Genomic DNA, 16,718 nt, shown 5'->3' on the forward strand with positions numbered 1-16,718 from the left:
CAGGATTTCACGTGTCCCGCCTTACTCGTGGATACATCATCGCATTACTCGTACGGGGCTATCACCCTCTAAGGCCCAGCTTTCCTGACTGGTTCCGATTGTCTTTGATGTATCACTGGCCTGGTCCGCGTTCGCTCGCCACTACTAACGGAGTCTCTGTTGATGTCCTTTCCTCCAGGTACTTAGATGTTTCAGTTCCCTGGGTTTGCTTGAAACCTCCTATGTATTCAGAAGTCTCATACCTTCTTTTGATAACCGGAAATCCAAAACCTCTTCGATCGAAATCTAAAGGCTTAGGCATCTCACATTTCTGTTCGAACCCCACACCACAGTCTTTCGACTGAGGTCTTGGAGTTCCGGCTATCGAAGGTGGGTTTCCCCATTCGGAAATCCATGGATCAAAGCTTCTTCGCAGCTCCCCACGGCTTATCGCAGCGTAGCACGTCCTTCATCGCCTCTCAGCGCCAAGGCATCCACCGAACACCCTTAAGGCACTTGATTGCTCTCATTATCAATGTCCACACACTCGGCAGAATGTTGTCTGCAGAATTACCTTGCGGCACGCGCCCTCGATGAACGCTATCTGCAGCCGGACAATGATTAGAAAGACCAGCTTGCTTCGTAAGATCGTTCCGATAGCGAGGCGGTCAAGCTTCGCTAAAAGGATCATTTACAACTCGCTTGTCTTTCAATGCAGCCTTGTGAGCTACGCTAAAAGACGCACGAGCGCCGAAATGATCCGGAGATAATGGAGTATCGCGCAACAATTACTTGTTGCCCGATCCAACTCGGATCGATCTCCTCTTTACGATGTCAGAAATCACGCAGCTTACTGTCCATCCGGACTAGTAAGTGCGAAGTGATGTTTCGCGGACGACGGTATGAGTAGTCGGTGATCAAACCATCTGGTGGAGCCAGACGGGATCGAACCGACGACCTCATGCTTGCAAAGCACGCGCTCTCCCAGCTGAGCTATGGCCCCGTAACCAGAAGACGAATGCTCACTCGATGAGTGTGGTGGGCCTGGGAAGACTTGAACTTCCGACCTCACGCTTATCAAGCGCGCGCTCTAACCAACTGAGCTACAAGCCCCTAACGCATATCCAGTCAAGGACCAGGGATTCTGCAAGGTTGCAGCCCCAGCGCGTGTTCGTCCGCGAAGAAAGAGAAACGAAGACGGCGAAATCCCGCCAATGCAGCTCAACGATCCTGACGACCGTTGGCCACTGATGTTTCTAAAACGGTTCGATAGAAGCAAGCTTCTGAAGAACCATCCTTAGAAAGGAGGTGATCCAGCCGCAGGTTCCCCTACGGCTACCTTGTTACGACTTCACCCCAGTCGCTGACCCTACCGTGGCCGGCTGCCTCCATTGCTGGTTAGCGCACCGTCTTCAGGTAAAACCAACTCCCATGGTGTGACGGGCGGTGTGTACAAGGCCCGGGAACGTATTCACCGTGGCGTGCTGATCCACGATTACTAGCGATTCCAACTTCATGGGCTCGAGTTGCAGAGCCCAATCCGAACTGAGACGGCTTTTTGAGATTTGCGAAGGGTTGCCCCTTAGCGTCCCATTGTCACCGCCATTGTAGCACGTGTGTAGCCCAGCCCGTAAGGGCCATGAGGACTTGACGTCATCCCCACCTTCCTCGCGGCTTATCACCGGCAGTCTCCTTAGAGTGCTCAACTAAATGGTAGCAACTAAGGACGGGGGTTGCGCTCGTTGCGGGACTTAACCCAACATCTCACGACACGAGCTGACGACAGCCATGCAGCACCTGTGTTCCAGGCTCCGAAGAGAAGGTCACATCTCTGCGACCGGTCCTGGACATGTCAAGGGCTGGTAAGGTTCTGCGCGTTGCGTCGAATTAAACCACATGCTCCACCGCTTGTGCGGGCCCCCGTCAATTCCTTTGAGTTTTAATCTTGCGACCGTACTCCCCAGGCGGAATGCTTAAAGCGTTAGCTGCGCCACTAGTGAGTAAACCCACTAACGGCTGGCATTCATCGTTTACGGCGTGGACTACCAGGGTATCTAATCCTGTTTGCTCCCCACGCTTTCGTGCCTCAGCGTCAGTATCGGGCCAGTGAGCCGCCTTCGCCACTGGTGTTCTTGCGAATATCTACGAATTTCACCTCTACACTCGCAGTTCCACTCACCTCTCCCGAACTCAAGATCCTCAGTATCAAAGGCAGTTCTGGAGTTGAGCTCCAGGATTTCACCCCTGACTTAAAGACCCGCCTACGCACCCTTTACGCCCAGTGATTCCGAGCAACGCTAGCCCCCTTCGTATTACCGCGGCTGCTGGCACGAAGTTAGCCGGGGCTTATTCTTGCGGTACCGTCATTATCTTCCCGCACAAAAGAGCTTTACAACCCTAGGGCCTTCATCACTCACGCGGCATGGCTGGATCAGGCTTGCGCCCATTGTCCAATATTCCCCACTGCTGCCTCCCGTAGGAGTTTGGGCCGTGTCTCAGTCCCAATGTGGCTGATCATCCTCTCAGACCAGCTACTGATCGTCGCCTTGGTGAGCCATTACCTCACCAACTAGCTAATCAGACGCGGGCCAATCTTTCGGCGATAAATCTTTCCCCGTAAGGGCTTATCCGGTATTAGCACAAGTTTCCCTGTGTTGTTCCGAACCAAAAGGTATGTTCCCACGCGTTACTCACCCGTCTGCCGCTGACGTATTGCTACGCCCGCTCGACTTGCATGTGTTAAGCCTGCCGCCAGCGTTCGCTCTGAGCCAGGATCAAACTCTCAAGTTGGACTTGAACTTTGAACCGGCTGATCACAACGTTTTGACGAGGTCCCACCATTTTTCATCAACCGAAGTCGATGAGCTGCCCGCGATTCACATCGCTGGCAACGATGGTGTAACCTTAAAACGTGTACCGCCGAAGTCTTTCGTCCCCTCTCAGAACTCAAAAGCCGAAGCTCTTCAGTATCCGAGAGGCGCAAGGACTCCGCCGTCCACGTTTCTCTTTCTTCATCTTCACTTGTCAAACAGCCCGGGACCAGGAGGCCCCAACCTTCCAGAGAGGAAGGGTTCCGACACCCTTACCGACGATGGATGAACTCCAATCGACTTACGTCGACTGTTGTGTCACTCAACAAGGTGAGGAGCATCAGTGGCGCGTTCGCTCGCCTTGGTCAGTGACCCGGCGGCGCCGCGCTCAGTGGTCGGGTTATAGGCCCCACCCATCGGGGTTGTCAACGACCATTGTCAGAAAATCGTCGCACGGTGGATTGTTAAAAAAATCTGCGCGATTACAGCGGGTTAGAAGGACGCCGAGCGGCCGGATCGGGCCGGCGCGGAGAAAAAACTCAAAAAAAGTTTGGGCCCGAGGGGGTCCGGAGGCGGCATGGAGGCGCCTTGAACGCGGCTGGGAGCCCCCGCCCCTGGAAGGCCCCTGGCGCCCAGTCGTTCGGGAAACTTTTCCATATTAGGCGCCGTACTTGAGCCACAATCCCCCGGCGTTCTGATACAGACAAAGCTTGAATCGCAGGGATGCCAGTGGGGGCTGCCGGCGGTTTGTGTGGGGTCAGAGGGAGGCGATCATCCGATGAAGCAGCCTTCTTCAGACATTCGAGACACATCGAGAGATCTTTTTCCGCTTAGCTGTTCGTAATTTCGGCCGGTCCGTCATCTGGGCCTTCTGACCGCGGACGCCTATGCGGCTTTGCCTTTTCCGGAGACGCCCCGAAGAGGGCGGCGTAAGGAGGGGCTCGAAACAGGGCTGCTCAGAACGGGGCTGCTCGAAATCGGGCTCTCGGGTCGTTGATTGGGGGACTTGGGTTGAACCACAGGACGTCACGCGGCGCTTACGGACGTGAGACCGGGATCATCGATCTCGGCCACGAGCCGCCGCTGTCCGTCGATGGTTCCGAAGCCGCCGTCATCGACCGCCGCCGCGTCTCGGTGCAATGGTTCAGCGGGACAATCTTGACCGGACTCTGCGGCGCAGCCCTGATCGGCGGCGCCGTTTTCGCTTCGCTCGACGGCGAGATGACCTTCGCCAAGGTGCCGGAGCGCGTCGAAGGCGCGCTGCGCGGCGCATTCGGCGCAGCCGACCGCGCCGCCACGCTGCACAAGAGCGACCGCCTGCCGCCCCCGAACGAATCCACAGCCTCGCGCAACATCGTGCGCGTCTCGACCGTTGCCCGCGTCGGCAACCGCGACGTGATGCGGGTGCGTCCCTTCATCAGGATTGCCGGCAATCTGTCGATGACGACGAGCGACCTGTCGGCGAAGATCCCGCCATTCAACGCCCAGCGCCTTCTCACCGATGTCGGCTCCGATCCGAAGGCGGCATCCGAGGATCCCAACAATCCGGAAGCCGTCGAACCCGACGCCGAGGTCTCGTTCGTCACCAAGGACCTCTCCCAGGTGCTGCCGAAAGCCAAGATTTCCGCAGTGGTGGCGCTCGACGACATCCTGATGCGGGTCCGTGATGCCGCGAACTGGCGCGGCAATGGCGGGGTGCGCTACGCCGCACTCTCCAATGCTGCGGCCGACGTCTCCGGCGCGACCGGCCCGTCCGACATCAGAAGCGCCTACGCCACCGAAGTGTCGCCGTCCGATCCCTATGCCGGCTTCGAGACGCGCGTGGTGCCGGAAAATGTCACGCTGCTGCCGAAGACCAAGGAACAGATCACCGGCGGCAATCCCAACGGCGAACGCGTCCACGTGGTCAAGAAGGGCGACAGCGTCGCCGGCGTGCTGCGCGATCTCGGCGCCACGGCCGAGGAGATCAAGGCGATCACCGCGACGCTCGGTCCGCGCGGCCGCGACGGCGGCCTGAAGGAAGGCGAGAAGCTGCGCATCCTGATGGCGCCCGCAAGCCCCGGCGCCCGTCTGCAGCCCTACCGCGTCGTCATCGCCAACGAGACCATGGTCGAGGCGATCGCGGCGCTGTCCGATCTCGGCAAATACGTCGCGGTCGACGTTTCCAGCATGAATACCGTCGCCGACGCGGCGGCGAACGCCAACAGCGACGACGATGACGACGATGACGGCACGGGCGTGCGGCTCTACCAGAGCATCTACGAGACCGCGATGCGCAACAAAGTGCCGATGCCCGTCATCGACGACATGATCAAGATCTACTCCTACGACGTCGATTTCCAGCGCAAGGTGGCGCCGGGCGATTCATTCGACGTGTTCTACGCCGGCGAAGACGAAGGCGTGACGGCGAGCGAAAAGAACGACGTGCTGTTCGCTTCGCTCACGCTCGGCGGCGAGACCAAGAAATACTACCGCTACCAGAGCCCCGACGACGGCGTCGTCGACTACTATGACGAGACCGGCAAGAGCGCGAAGAAGTTCCTGGTGCGCAAGCCCGTCAACAACGCCATCATGCGCTCCGGCTTCGGCGGCCGCCGTCACCCCATCCTCGGCTACGTGAAGATGCATACCGGCGTCGACTGGGCGACCTCCTATGGCACGCCGATCTTCGCCTCCGGCAACGGCGTGATCGAGAAGGCCGGCCCCGAAGGCGGCTACGGTAAATACATCCGCATCAAGCATAACAACGGCTACGAGACCGCCTATGGCCATATGTCGGCCTTCGCCAAGGGCATGGAGCCCGGCAAGAAGGTGCGGCAGGGCCAGGTGATCGGCTTCGTCGGTTCGACCGGCGCGTCGACCGGCCCGCACGTCCACTACGAAATCCTGGTCAACGGCCGCTTCGTCGATCCGCTCCGTGTGAAACTGCCGCGCGGCCGCTCGCTGGAAGGCCCGATGCTGGCCGGCTTCGAGAAGGAGCGCGACCGGCTCGACGGCATGATGAGCGGCCGCGCCGGCGCCATCGCCCGGATGTCGGACGCAACCGGCGGTCCGTTGCAGGTCACCAACAGGTAAAAGCCGGCGACCGGCCGAGATCGGCCGATCATCTTCAAACACGATCCGGTTTTGACGTTGTCGCGCGGAGCTCGCCTGGCGGCATCACAACGTCAAGTTTCGTTTGCCAAAGCGGCATGAGGAGCGAATACTTTCCAAAAAACGGGAGGTCTCGCCATGAAGAACAGGCTCGCCTGCGCAGCCTTCGTTGCTGCGATTGTCTCCGCCACCAGTGTTTCGGCCGAAAACTGGGAGGTCACCAAGCTCGTCCCCGGCTCCGCGTTCCACGGCGTGCACGGGCTTGCGATCGACAAGGCCGGCCATCTGTTTGCCGGCAGCGTCGCGGGCGCGGCGCTCTACGAGGTCGACATCGCCGGCGGTACCGCCAAGGTTGCAATCCCAGCTCCGGTCGGAATGGCCGACGACATCGCATTCGCGCCCGACGGCACCATGGCCTGGACCGGCTTCCTGGCCGGCGATCTCTACTCGCGCAAGGGCGACGGCCCGATCAAGAAGCTCGCTTCCGGCCTTCCCGGCATCAATTCGCTCGCCTTCCGCAAGGATGGCAGACTCTACGCCACCACCGTCTTCCTCGGCGACACGCTCTATGAGATCGATGTCGAGGGCGTCAAACCGCCGCGCCAGATCATGGAGAAGATGGGCGGCCTCAACGGCTTCGAGTTCGGCCCTGACGACAAGCTCTACGGTCCGCTCTGGTTCAAGGGACAGGTCGCAAAGATCGACGTCGACAAGGCCGAGCTGACCGTCGTCGCCGACGGCTTCAAGGTCCCGGCCGCGGTGAACTTCGATTCCAAGGGCAATCTCTGGGTGGTCGACACCGCGCTCGGCCAGCTCGTTCGGGTCGATCCCAAGTCGGGCACCAAGACCATGGTCGCGCAATTGAAGCCGTCGCTGGACAATCTCGCGATCGACGACAAGGACCGCATCTACGTCTCCAACATGGCCGACAACGGCATCCAGGAGGTCGATCCGGCGACCGGCCAGGCGCGGCAGGTCATCATCGGCAAGCTCGCTTTGCCCGGCGGCATCGGCGTCACGTCGGAGAACGGCAAGGATACAATCCACGTCGCCGACGTGTTCGCCTATCGCACGGTAGACGGCGCGACCGGCGAAGTCACCGAGAAGGCGCGCATGCACGCCGCCGGCGTCACGCTCGAATATCCGATGAGCGCGACGGCGAAGGGCAACGACGTGGTCCTGTCGAGCTGGTTCACCGGCACGGTGCAGGTGATCGACGGCAAGACCGGCGCCACCCGCGACATGCTGCACGGCTTCAAGGCGCCGCATGACGCGCTCGTGCTCGCGGACGGCAGCATCCTGGTGGCCGAGCTCGGCACCAAATCGCTGGTCCGCGTCAGCGGCGAGCACGGCAAGGACCGCACCACGCTGATCGGCGGACTCGAGGGTCCGGTCGGGCTGGTCGCCGGATCGCGCGGCGAGGTCTATGCCACCGAAGCCTTTTCCGGCGTCGTCTCGATGATCGAGAGCAACGGCGAGAAGACGGTCATCGCCAAGGACCTGAAAATGCCCGAAGGCATCGCACGCGCCAGCGACGGCAAGCTGATCGTGGCGGAGGTCGGCGCGAATCGGTTGATCGAGATCGCACCGGAGAGCGGCACGATCACCGAGATCGCGGCCAATCTCCCGATCGGCCTGAGCGGTGCGCCCGGAGGGCTGCCGACGCATATCCCGACGGGCGTTGGCATCGGGGAATCCGGCACGATCTATTTCTCTTCTGACATCGAGAACGCGATCTACAAGGTCACGAAGAAATAAGTCCCCGCGCGTCGAAATTGTAGATGGATTGCATATGCCGGCAGGGCCGCACCGCAAAGATTGCACGTCCTAGCCAGACCACACTCCGGCTGCAGCAACATCGTCAACAACCCGCAAAACAAACCGCCCCGGAGAGATTGACCTCTTCGGGGCGGCTTTTTGCTTCAGGCTTGAATTGCCGGCGCTCAGTTCAGCTTCCGCTTCGACACCGGCGCCTCGAACTGGGCGATCTCCGCGGTCTGCGGCGCCTTGCCGTTGAAGGTCAGCACGTTGCCTTCGGACGAGATCGCAACGGTATCGCCGTCCTTGACGTCGCCGGCCAGGATCATCTCGGCGAGCGGATCCTGAACGTGACGCTGGATCACGCGCTTGAGCGGCCGTGCGCCGTAGGCGGGATCCCAGCCCTTGGCGGCGAGCCAGTCGCGGCCCGCAGCGTCGAGCGTCAGCACGATCTTGCGATCGGTCAAGAGCTTCTGCAGCCGCGCGAACTGGATCTCGACGATCCGGCCCATCTCGCTCCTCTGCAAGCGATGGAACAGGATGATCTCGTCGACGCGGTTCAAGAACTCTGGCCTGAAGTGCGACCGCACCATTCCCATCACCTGCTCGCGCACGGCCGAGGTGTCCTCGCCCTCCGGCTGGTTCACCAGAAACTCCGAACCGAGGTTCGAGGTCATGATGATCAGCGTGTTGCGGAAGTCGACGGTGCGGCCCTGGCCGTCGGTGAGGCGGCCGTCGTCGAGCACCTGCAACAGCACGTTGAACACGTCAGGATGCGCCTTCTCGATCTCGTCGAACAGCACGACCTGGTAGGGCCGGCGCCGCACCGCTTCGGTGAGCGCACCGCCCTCGTCATAACCGACATAGCCCGGAGGCGCGCCGATCAGCCGCGAGACCGAGTGCTTCTCCATGTACTCGGACATGTCGAGCCGGACCATCGCGGTCTCGTCGTTGAACAGATACTCGGCGAGCGCTTTCGTCAGCTCGGTCTTGCCGACGCCGGTGGGCCCCAGGAACATGAACGAGCCGGTCGGCCGGTTCGGGTCCTGCAGCCCCGCGCGCGAACGGCGCACGGCGGTCGCGACCGCACGTACGGCTTCGGCCTGGCCGACGACGCGCTTGCCGAGCGAGTCCTCCATCCGCAGGAGCTTGTCTTTCTCGCCTTCCAGCATCTTGTCGACGGGCACGCCGGTCCAGCGCGAGACCACCTGCGCGATGTGGTTGGCGGTGACCGCCTCCTCCATCATCTCGCCGGAGTTCTCCTTGGCCTCGATGTCGGCAAGCTGCTTTTCGAGCTCGGGGATCCGGCCATAGGCCAGCTCACCGGCCTTCTGGAATTCACCGCGCCGCTGCGCGTTGGCGAGTTCGACCCGTAAGCCGTCGAGCTCGGCCTTCAGCTTCTGGGCGTCGGAGAGCTTGTTCTTCTCCGCGCTCCAGCGTGCGGTGAGCGCCGCGGACTTCTCCTCGAGATCGGCTAGCTCCTTCTCCAGGGTCTGCAGGCGGCTCTTCGAACCGGCATCGCTCTCTTTCTTCAATGCTTCCTGTTCGATCTTCAGCCGGATGATTTCCCGATCCATCGAATCCAGCTCTTCCGGCTTGGAGTCGACCTGCATCTTGAGCCGCGCGGCCGCCTCGTCCATGAGGTCGATGGCCTTGTCCGGCAGGAAGCGGTCGGTGATGTAGCGGTTGGACAGCGTCGTGGCGGCGACCAGCGCGGAATCGGTGATCCGCACGCCGTGGTGCTGCTCGTACTTGTCCTTCAGCCCGCGCAGAATCGAGATCGTATCCTCGACCGAGGGCTCGCTGACGAAGATCGGCTGGAAACGCCGCGCCAGCGCTGCGTCCTTTTCGACGTGCTTCTGGTACTCATCGAGCGTGGTGGCGCCGATGCAGTGCAGCTCGCCGCGGGCGAGCGCAGGCTTCAGCAGGTTGGACGCGTCCATCGCGCCATCGCCCTTGCCGGCGCCGATCAGCGTGTGCATCTCGTCGATGAACAGGACGAAATTGCCCTCGCTCCCGATCACCTCCTGGAGCACGGCCTTCAGCCGCTCCTCGAACTCGCCGCGATACTTCGCACCCGCGATCAGCGCACCGAGGTCGAGCGACAGCAGCTTCTTGTCCTTCAGGCTCTCCGGCACGTCGCCGTTGACGATGCGCAGCGCCAGGCCCTCGGCGATGGCGGTCTTGCCGACGCCGGGCTCACCGATCAGGACGGGATTGTTCTTGGTCCGGCGCGACAGCACCTGGATCGTGCGGCGGATCTCCTCGTCGCGGCCGATGACCGGATCGAGCTTGCCGTCGCGCGCTGCCTGGGTGAGGTCGCGGGCATATTTCTTCAGCGCGTCATACGCGTTCTCGGCCGTTGCGGAGTCCGCAGTCCGGCCCTTGCGCAGCGCTTCGATCGCCGCATTGAGGTTTTGCGGGGTGACGCCGCCCTTGGCCAGGATCGCGCCCGCCTCGCTGCTCTTCTCCAGCGCGAGCCCGAGCAGCAGCCGCTCGACCGTGACAAAGCTGTCGCCGGCCTTCTCGCCGGCCTTTTCGGCGACGTCGAAGGTGCGGGCGAGCTCGGGCGCCAGATAGATCTGGCCGGCGCCGCCGCCAGAGACCTTCGGCACCTTGTTCAGGGCGTCCTCGGTCGCCTTCAGAATTGCGCGGGAATTGCCGCCGGCGCGGTCGATCAGGCCGGCAGCGAGGCCTTCATTGTCATCCAGCAGCACTTTCAGGACGTGCAGGGTCGAAAACTGCTGGTGCCCTTCGCGCACCGCAAGCGACTGTGCGGACTGGACGAAGCCCCTGGAGCGTTCGGTATATTTTTCGATGTTCATATCGTGGTCTTTCCCTCGGCCTGCCCCTGGAGCCCTCAAAGGCACTCCAAACGGCATCTTCATTGGGTTTCCGATAACCGCATTGACGTTTCTCAACCGGCAACGGTCGTTATCAGCCGGCGCTGGCGCCGGCCTGACCCAGATGTGGGAAGCGAGGCCTCGGACCGGAAGAGGCGAGTTCACAATTTCGTGCGCGGATCCGCCCGCTTGGCGCCGATGGGCCGAATCCCCTAAGTAGCGGCATGACCCCTAGCGCAATGACAGCCAGCCAGACCGCCGAGATCACCGGCCTCTACCGTTATCCGATCAAGGGCCTGACGCCGGAGCCCCTGCCCCGCGTCTCCCTGCGAGCCGGCCAGACCCTGCCCGCCGACCGCCGCTACGCCATTGAGAACGGCCCAAGCGGCTTCGATCCGGAACAGCCGCAGTGGAAGCCGAAGATCCAGTTCCTGATGCTGGCGCGCAATGAGCGGCTGGCTTCGCTCGACAGCCGGTTCGAGGACGCGACCAACCGCCTGACCATCCGCAAGGACGGCCAGATCGTCGCCAGCGGCGATCTCGAGACCGCCGCCGGGCGCGCCGCCATCGAGGACTACTTCAGCCAGAACTTTCAGCCAGAGCTGAAAGGTCCGCCCAAGATCCTGTCCGGCCGCAACCACAGCTTTTCCGACGTCGCCCGCAAGGTCGTGTCCATCATCAATCTCGACAGCGTCCGCGCGCTCGAGACCATGCTCGGCGGCGCCGCCGTCCACCCGCTGCGCTTCCGCGCCAATCTCTACGTGAAGGGCTGGCCGGCCTGGTCCGAGCTCGACCTCGTCGGCCAGACGCTCGCGATCGGACAGGCCCGGCTGCAAGTGGTCAAGCGCATCAAGCGCTGCCCGGCTACCAATGTCGACCCCGAGACCGCCAGGCGCGATCTCGAAATCCCGACCACGCTCTCGAGCAATCTCGGCCACATGGACTGCGGCATCTATGCCGAGGTGATCGCCGACGGCGACATCGGCGTGGGCGACGCGGTTGCGTTGGAAGAGCCGAAGCTGGTGTGACGCGGCGCCGGCGCCACGTACTCCGTCATTGCGAGCGCAGCGAAGCAATCCAGATATCTATCTGCGGAGACAGTCTGGATTGCTTCGTCGCTTCGCTCCTCGCAATGACGGCCGTCAGTTCGGCATCACATACGCATAGATCCGGCCGCGCGAGACCGGTGCTTCGCGAACGCGGTTGCCGTTGTTGCCGGAGATCATGATCGGATTACCCTGCGCGTCGACGCCGGTGATGATGCCGACATGGCCGCCCCGGCCGCCGCGCGACATCACTGCGATGGCGCCGACCTGCGGACCGGAGACGCGCGTCCCGTAATGGGCGAACGAATTCGCCATATCGGAGCCGGTGCCACGGTGACCGGTCTTCTCAAGCACCATGTTCATGAACCGCGCGCACCACAGGCTGCCGCGGCCGGTCGGATTGCCGCCGACATAGCGGCGCGCCTCGGACACGAGGCCCGATCCGCCGCCGAAGCCGCCGCTGCCCGTGGCGCTATGGGCCACGCCGCCGTCATTCGCGTTAGTGGCCATCCCACCGCCACGCCTCGTGGCGATTCGACGGCTGGCGCGCGTGATCTTCCCACTGCTATCGCTGGTAACCATTCCTGCGTTGCCCCGCATGGCCATTCCACCGCTGCCGCTCATAGCCATTCCACCGCTGCCGCTCATGGCGATGCCACCGCTGCCGCTCATGGCGATGCCGCCGGTATTGGCGTTCGGGTCATAGCTGGCGAAGGTGTTGCCGAAGCCGCTCGCCTGCAATTGCGCCGCGCCGCGATCGAAACGCGAGCTGCGTGCATGCCGGTAATGATGATGTCTGCTGGCGTGATGCGCGTAAGCGTGGCGCTCTGCGCTATGACGATGAGGTCGTGCTGACGCCGGAGAAGTGAAGGCGGCGACCGCCGCGAAGAAAACAGCCAGCGCGACGACACAGCGCGACAGGCGAGACGCAAACAACTCGAACATTCTTCATCCTTCGTGACACCCCCACTTCCCAATCGGCCCGTGCGGTGGCCGACATCCGCGGGCTGTATCAGTATCCTGATGTGGCGAGAACAAGACGCGGCCGCGGAGATTTTCTACGATGATTAATAAGTGTTAGGGTCGTATGCGCTCACCGCAGGACGGCATTCCAATGCCGCAGCCACCTCAGGGAGAAAACCGGATGCCTCACGCCCTCACGAAGGACAATTGTCGCCTCTATTTCGAAGAAGCAGGCACCGGCACGCCGATTATTTTTCTGCACGAGTTCGCGGCCGACTACACGAATTGGGAGCCGCAGATGCGCTACTTTTCGCGCGGCCATCGCTGCATCACCTATTCGGCGCGCGGCTACACGCCATCGGACGTGCCTGATGGCGAGGTCTACGGCTACACGCATTTCTATACCGATGCGCTCGCGGTGCTCGATCATCTGAAGATCGATCGCGCGCACTTCGTCGGTCTCTCGATGGGCGCCTATTCGTCGCTCCAGATCGGGCTCAACGCGCCCCAACGTGCGCTGTCGATGACGCTCGCCGGCGTCGGCTCAGGCTCGGAGATCGAGAACCTCGACGCCTGGCGCAAGCAGTGCCGCGCCAACGCGGAGCAATTCGAGATGCTCGGCTCAGCCGAAGTCGCAAAAGTCACGCGCGAGGCGCCGAGCCGGATTCCCTTCCTGGTGAAGGACCCGCGCGGCCACGCCGATTTCTATGCCGCCCTGGCGCGGCACGACGCCAAGGGATCGGCGCGGACGATGCGCGGCTTCCAGGCCGGCCGTCCCTCGATCTTTACGATGACGGACGCGATCAGAGCGGCCACGACGCCGGCACTCATCATCTGCGGCGACGAGGACGATCCGTGCGTGGGCGCAAGCCTGTTCCTGAAGAAGCATCTGCCGGCGGCAGGGCTCGCCATGTTTCCGAAGTCCGGTCACGTCCTCAATCTCGAAGAGCCAGCGCTGTTCAACGAAACGGTGGAACGGTTCGTCACGCTGGTGGAAGCGGGAAGATGGCCGGTGCGCGACCCGAGGTCACTGGCGGCGCATTAGCGCGAAGGCGTCACCAGGTACTGCGTCGCGTAGATGGGGTAACGGGTCGGCCTACTTCCTGCCGCCGCGCGTCAGCAAGAACACGCCCTGCTCGCCGAACAGATTCCACACCCACCAGGGCATCCGCAGCCGCAGCGGACGGCCGTAGAGGTCGAGCGCCTCGGCACGTTCCATCTTGACGTCGATCGCGTCGCAGAGCTCGACGAAATCCTTGATGGTGCAGAAATGGATGTTGGCGGTGTCATACCAGCTTGCCGGCAGGTTCTCCGTGCGCGGCATGTGGCCGCCGATCAGGAGCTGGAGCCGCATCTTCCAGAAGCCGAAATTCGGGAACGACACGATGGCGCGGCGGCCGATGCGCAAGAGATTCTCGAGCACGACCTTGGGCTGCCGCGTCGCCTGCAAGGTTTGCGACAGGATCACGTAGTCAAAGGCGTCATCCGGATAATTCACGAGGTCGGTGTCGGCATCGCCCTGCACCACCGCAAGACCCTTGGCGACGCAGCGGTTGACGCCCTCGCGCGACAGCTCGATGCCGCGGCCGTCGATGCCGCGGGTTTCCAGCAGCTGGAGCAGGTCGCCTTCGCCACACCCGACGTCGAGCACCTTCGAGCCCGGCTTGACCATCTCGGCCACCAGCACATGGTCGGCGCGAAAATCACCGGGCTGCCCGGTCGCAAGGCCGCCCAGCGGCAGCGCTTCCTGTACAGACATGACTAGCCGTCCTTTAAGCTTTCTTGGCGGTGAGCCCGCGCGCCTTGCCTGCCGACTGCAGGAACGCACGGCCGATGTCGAAGAACTCGGGCACGTCGAGGAGGAACGCGTCGTGACCGCGATCGGTCTCGATCTCGGCGAACGACACCCGCGCGCTCGACGCATTCAACGCGTGCACCAGTGCGCGCGATTCCGAGGTCGGGAACAGCCAGTCGCTGGTGAAGGAGACCACGCAGAACCGGGTCTGGATTCCCGCGAACGCCTTCGCCAGCACGCCGCCATGGTCGCCGGCGATGTCGAAATAATCCATCGCGCGGGTCAGATAGAGATAGGAGTTGGCATCGAAGCGTTCGACAAAGGACGAGCCCTGGTAGCGCAGGTAGGACTCGACCTGGAAGTCGGCGTCGAACGAGAAGGTCGGCAGCTCGCGGTCCTGCATCCGCCGTCCGAATTTGCGATGCAGCGCGGCGTCGGAGAGATAGGTGATGTGCGCCGCCATCCGGGCGACAGCGAGCCCACGATGCGGATGGATACCTTGATCGGCATAGCCGCCATGGTGCCAGTCGGGATCGGCCATCACCGCCTGGCGGCCAAGCTCGTGGAACGCGATGTTCTGCGCCGAATGTCGTGTCGAGCAGGCGATCGCCAGCGCGGAGAACACCCGGCTCGGATACGCCGCCGTCCATTGCAGCACTTGCATGCCGCCCATCGAGCCGCCGACGACTGCGAACAGCGTGTCGATGCCGAGCCGGTCGATCAGCATCGCCTGCGCGCGCACCATGTCGGGGATGGTGATGACGGGGAAATCGAGGCCCCAAACCTTGCCGGTCGCCGGATTGATCGAAGCCGGACCGGTCGAGCCCATGCAGCCGCCGATCACGTTGGAGCAGATGATAAAATACTCGCTGGGATCGAGCGGTCGGCCCGAGCCGACCAAAGTCTCCCACCAGCCGGGCTTGCCGGTGACAGGGTGCACATTGGCGACGTGCTGGTCGCCGGTCAACGCATGGCAGACCAGGATTGTGTTGGAGCGATCGGCATTCAGCTCGCCATAGGTCTGGTAGGCGATCTGGAACGGGCTGAGATCGACACCGCAATCGAGCCGCAGCGGCTGTTCCAAGCCAAACTGCGCGACGTGCGAACTCGGATGATCCACCTCGTGCGACCGCTCGTCGGCGGTAATCGCGGGACTCGGAATTGACTGGACGCCAACCATCTGACCATCGACCTCGTTTGCGGTCGTCGTGGTGACCGCATTGACATCAGGCCATGAAAAACCCGGCCTGAACGATAGGTTCGGCCGGGATCGAAAGCGTCCCCGGCCTGTTTAGCGAGTTTTTTAACGTGGCTGCAAGCCGGCCGGCTCAAATGACCACGGAACGGGTAAAAACTACCGTCTTGGACGGTTTTCGTCAAGTCACGGCCCGGATCAGCCAAATTCACCTGTCGCGCCACGGGCGGAAAGGGCCCGATTTCCCTTTGCATTTCTCTTTGCTTTCGCAGCCCCGACTGCCTAATCAGGATATCCATCACAGCGGTGACGGCTCGACTGATCCGCATTGGAACGCCTCTCAACAGCACCTGTCAGACATGTCCCAACGTCCGCCCGCGCCACCATCACTCCAGGAATTGCGCAAGGAGATCGACGCGATCGACGAGGGCATGCATCGCCTGCTGATGCAACGCGGCGACATCATCGACCGCCTGATCCAGGTGAAGCAGACCCAGGAGGTCGGCTCGGCGTTCCGCCCAGCACGTGAGGCCTCCATGATGCGCGACCTCGTGCAGCGTCATCGCGGCATCCTGCCGCTCGATACGGTCGAGAGCATCTGGCGCGTCATCATCGCGACCTTCACCTATGTCCAGGCCCCGTTCTCGGTGCACGCCGACATCTCGGCGAGCGAGCCGGCCATGCGCGATTCCGCGCGATTCCATTTCGGCTTCACGGTGCCTTACGTCGCGCATTTCAGCGCGCAGGCGGCGGTCGAGGCCGTCGCGAAGTCCAAGGGCGATCTGGCGCTGGTCTCGGCGACTTCGAGCCGCACGCCGTGGTGGCTGTCGCTGGAAGAAGCCGGCGCACCAAAAATCATCGCGCGGCTGCCCTTTGTCGAGCGCGCCGACCATCCGGCGGCGTTGCCCGTGTTCGCGGTCTCGCGCGTCGCCGATAGCGCCCTGGTGACGGAGGTCGAGACCTTCAGCGTCCGCGTCTCTGGGTGGAATGCGGAGGTCGCGCGCGCCCTGTCGCCGCTCGCCGAGATCGTGGCGGTGCCCGACACCGCCTTCGACGGTGCCGCGCTGCTGGTCTCGGTCACCGCGACAAGCAACATCGACAAGATCAAGGCTGCCCTGATCGAAGCGGGGGCCTCGGTGCGCTCCACGGCCCTCGTCGGCAGCCACGCAACGCGCTATACGGTGCCCCCGACCGGGTCGAAATCGTAAGTCGCGAACCGCTTAAGCCAGTCCGGAG

9 protein-coding genes, 2 tRNA genes, 2 rRNA genes and 1 riboswitch (1 of these 14 only partly in view) are annotated in these 16,718 nt (G+C 62.5%); of the genes, 5 read left to right on the plus strand and 8 right to left on the minus strand.

The genetic code is table 11. From position 1 onward, the window contains the following. The 4 genes from IVB40_RS31475 to IVB40_RS31490 form a co-directional block, all read right to left on the minus strand. Window positions 1-501 (minus strand): 23S ribosomal RNA (locus tag IVB40_RS31475); it reaches 2,372 nt to the left of the window's first position. Window positions 502-906: 405 nt separating this feature from the next. After that, window positions 907-982 (minus strand) — tRNA-Ala (locus IVB40_RS31480). 33 nt (window positions 983-1,015) lie between these two features. After that, window positions 1,016-1,092: transfer RNA gene (locus IVB40_RS31485), tRNA-Ile, on the minus strand. Between the two features lie 188 nt (window positions 1,093-1,280). Next, window positions 1,281-2,769 (minus strand): 16S ribosomal RNA (locus tag IVB40_RS31490). Together the 16S and 23S rRNA genes with 2 tRNA genes alongside form the textbook arrangement of a ribosomal RNA operon. Before the next feature lie 1,031 nt (window positions 2,770-3,800). Here IVB40_RS31490 and IVB40_RS31495 point away from each other — a divergent pair. Together IVB40_RS31495 and IVB40_RS31500 are read left to right on the plus strand one after the other, a co-directional pair. Beyond that, entirely contained in the window at window positions 3,801-5,864 is a 2,064-nt protein-coding gene (locus tag IVB40_RS31495) for a M23 family metallopeptidase (RefSeq protein ID WP_027565592.1), read from the plus strand. A 156-nt stretch (window positions 5,865-6,020) separates the two neighbouring features. Further along, window positions 6,021-7,640, plus strand: a complete 1,620-nt coding sequence (locus tag IVB40_RS31500; RefSeq protein WP_247817303.1) for a hypothetical protein — start codon at window positions 6,021-6,023, stop codon at window positions 7,638-7,640. Between the two features lie 185 nt (window positions 7,641-7,825). On the opposite strand, the gene clpB is transcribed toward IVB40_RS31500, so the two are convergent. Next, complete coding sequence (gene clpB / locus IVB40_RS31505) at window positions 7,826-10,465, minus strand: ATP-dependent chaperone ClpB (protein ID WP_027565594.1); 2,640 nt, start codon at window positions 10,463-10,465, stop codon at window positions 7,826-7,828. A gap of 257 nt (window positions 10,466-10,722) precedes the next feature. Between clpB and IVB40_RS31510 the strand changes: the two genes are divergently transcribed. Then, window positions 10,723-11,511: an MOSC domain-containing protein gene (locus IVB40_RS31510; protein WP_247465671.1), complete on the plus strand. Its 789-nt coding sequence runs from the start codon at window positions 10,723-10,725 to the stop codon at window positions 11,509-11,511. A 114-nt stretch (window positions 11,512-11,625) separates the two neighbouring features. On the opposite strand, the gene IVB40_RS31515 is transcribed toward IVB40_RS31510, so the two are convergent. Next, entirely contained in the window at window positions 11,626-12,474 is an 849-nt protein-coding gene (locus tag IVB40_RS31515; protein WP_247817304.1) for a TIGR02594 family protein, read from the minus strand. A gap of 199 nt (window positions 12,475-12,673) precedes the next feature. Between IVB40_RS31515 and IVB40_RS31520 the strand changes: the two genes are divergently transcribed. Continuing rightward, entirely contained in the window at window positions 12,674-13,537 is an 864-nt protein-coding gene (locus IVB40_RS31520) for an alpha/beta hydrolase (RefSeq protein ID WP_247427658.1), read from the plus strand. A gap of 51 nt (window positions 13,538-13,588) precedes the next feature. Here IVB40_RS31520 and metW read toward each other — a convergent pair whose 3' ends face one another. Together metW and IVB40_RS31530 are read right to left on the minus strand one after the other, a co-directional pair. Beyond that, window positions 13,589-14,251 (minus strand): methionine biosynthesis protein MetW, encoded by a 663-nt coding sequence (metW, locus tag IVB40_RS31525; RefSeq protein ID WP_007597293.1) that lies wholly within the window; start codon window positions 14,249-14,251, stop codon window positions 13,589-13,591. 13 nt (window positions 14,252-14,264) lie between these two features. Next, a complete protein-coding gene (locus IVB40_RS31530) occupies window positions 14,265-15,467 on the minus strand; it encodes a homoserine O-acetyltransferase (RefSeq protein ID WP_247817305.1) in 1,203 nt (400 codons plus the stop codon). A gap of 90 nt (window positions 15,468-15,557) precedes the next feature. Beyond that, window positions 15,558-15,637, minus strand: a riboswitch (SAM riboswitch). A gap of 204 nt (window positions 15,638-15,841) precedes the next feature. Here IVB40_RS31530 and IVB40_RS31535 point away from each other — a divergent pair. Further along, window positions 15,842-16,690, plus strand: coding sequence for a chorismate mutase (locus IVB40_RS31535; RefSeq protein WP_027565599.1), 849 nt, complete (start codon window positions 15,842-15,844; stop codon window positions 16,688-16,690). Window positions 16,691-16,718 lie beyond the last annotated feature (28 nt).

It is taken from the genome of Bradyrhizobium sp. 40 (assembly GCF_023100925.1).
Classification (GTDB): Bacteria; Pseudomonadota; Alphaproteobacteria; order Rhizobiales; family Xanthobacteraceae; genus Bradyrhizobium.

Excerpts from the sequence above, each read along its gene's own strand:
- IVB40_RS31520 (WP_247427658.1), top strand. The coding sequence starts at position 12,674 with ATGCCTCACGCCCTCACGAAGGACAATTGTCGCCTCTATTTCGAAGAA.
- IVB40_RS31535 (WP_027565599.1), top strand. The coding sequence starts at position 15,842 with ATGTCCCAACGTCCGCCCGCGCCACCATCACTCCAGGAATTGCGCAAG.
- IVB40_RS31500 (WP_247817303.1), top strand. The coding sequence starts at position 6,021 with ATGAAGAACAGGCTCGCCTGCGCAGCCTTCGTTGCTGCGATTGTCTCC.
- IVB40_RS31530 (WP_247817305.1), bottom strand. The coding sequence starts at position 15,467 with ATGGTTGGCGTCCAGTCAATTCCGAGTCCCGCGATTACCGCCGACGAG.
- clpB (WP_027565594.1), bottom strand. The coding sequence starts at position 10,465 with ATGAACATCGAAAAATATACCGAACGCTCCAGGGGCTTCGTCCAGTCC.
- metW (WP_007597293.1), bottom strand. The coding sequence starts at position 14,251 with ATGTCTGTACAGGAAGCGCTGCCGCTGGGCGGCCTTGCGACCGGGCAG.
- IVB40_RS31515 (WP_247817304.1), bottom strand. The coding sequence starts at position 12,474 with ATGTTCGAGTTGTTTGCGTCTCGCCTGTCGCGCTGTGTCGTCGCGCTG.
- IVB40_RS31510 (WP_247465671.1), top strand. The coding sequence starts at position 10,723 with ATGACAGCCAGCCAGACCGCCGAGATCACCGGCCTCTACCGTTATCCG.